Genomic DNA, 1,456 nt, shown 5'->3' with positions numbered 1-1,456 from the left:
GTCGCGTCCTGGTCGTCCACGAGCACGCAGCCGACGTGGGCACGCACCCACGCGGCGCGACCGGGGAGCAGGTGCCCCGCCACACGCAGGCGACCCTCGCCCGGCGGCACCCGTCCGGCGATCGTGAGGGCGAGCACCCGCAGCGTGGCGGCGTCGAGCCCGGTGGCCACCACCGCGCTCCCCGGTGCGAGGCGCAGCGACAGGCCGTCGAGCGCGGCGATGTCGCCGCCCACCGTAAGGTCGTCGGCTGCCACGACGGAGCCGTCGCCGGGCCACGCGGCGAGGTGTCGTTCGCGTTCCACCGCCTCGCCCTCGATGTCCACGCTCGGCAGGATGCGCTCGAGCCAGGCCGGGATCTCCCACGCGCGCTCGCCGAGGATCGCCATGAGCGCGGGGATCAGGGTCATCCGCACCAGGAACGCGTCGATCGCGATGCCGGCGGCGAGCCCGAGCGCGATGGGCTTGAGCGACGAGTCGCCCTCGGGCACGAACGCCACGAACACCGCGAACATGATGAGTCCGGCGGCCGTGACGACCTTCGCGGATCCGGAGAAGCCGCTCCGCACGGCGCGCAGCGCGGCCGCGCGACGGGTCGCCCGGTCCGGGCTCTTCGCGTCGGGGTCGTGCACGAAGTCCTCTCTCATGCGCGAGACGAGGAACACCTGGTAGTCCATGGCGAGGCCGAACAGCACGCCCATCAGGATGATCGGCATGAAGCTGATGATGGGGCCGACCTTCGCGACGTGCAGGGCGTCGGCGAACCAGCCCCACTCGAACACGGCACCCACCACGCCGAACGCGGCCACGATCGACAGCAGGTAACCGGCGGCCGCGGTGATCGGCACCCAGAGCGAGCGGAACACGATCGTGAGGAGGATGAGCGACAGGCCGATCACGAAGATGCCGAACGGCAGCAGGGCGGCTCCGAGCTGGTCGGAGATGTCGATGCCGACCGCCGTGAAGCCGGTGACCTTCAGGTCGATGCCGAACTCGTCGAGCCATTCGTCGTGGTGGCTGCGCAGCTCGCGCACGAGGTCGGCGGTGGCGGGGTCGTCGGGCGCCGTCTCCGGGATGATCTGCACGATGCCGGTGTCGGCGGTCTCGTTGGGGGTGGCGAGCGCGACCTCCTTGACCCCCGGGACCTCGGCGACCGCGTCGCCCAGGTCCTCCATCAGACCGAGCGGATCGGTGGACGTGACGATGGTGCCGGTGAGGATGAGCGGGCCGTTGAACCCGGGACCGAACTGTTCGCCCACGAGGTCGTAGGTCTGCCGCGCTTCGGAGTCCTTCGGCAGCACGCCCGCGTTCGGCAGCGCGAGGTCGAGGCTGAGTGCCGGGACGGCGACGACGCCGAGACCGAGCACGATCGCGAGGGACACGAGGATCGGGCGTCGGGTGACGCCGGCGACCCAGCGGCGGCTGCCCCGAGGGCGGGGTTCGGCCGGGGGCGCCTCGG

General features: G+C 72.0%; 1 protein-coding gene. It reads right to left on the bottom strand.

All coding sequences use genetic code 11. The features are described 5' to 3' along the window. The coding region (locus tag DW309_RS06090; RefSeq protein WP_168387191.1) for an MMPL family transporter at positions 1–1,456 on the bottom strand (1,456 nt) is incomplete at both ends.

This window comes from Microbacterium sp. K41, assembly GCF_004794395.1.
In the GTDB taxonomy this organism is placed as follows: domain Bacteria; phylum Actinomycetota; class Actinomycetes; order Actinomycetales; family Microbacteriaceae; genus Microbacterium; species Microbacterium sufflavum.
The sequence above is the reverse complement of the archived record's forward strand: the minus strand, read 5'-3'. Positions and strand labels throughout refer to the sequence as shown.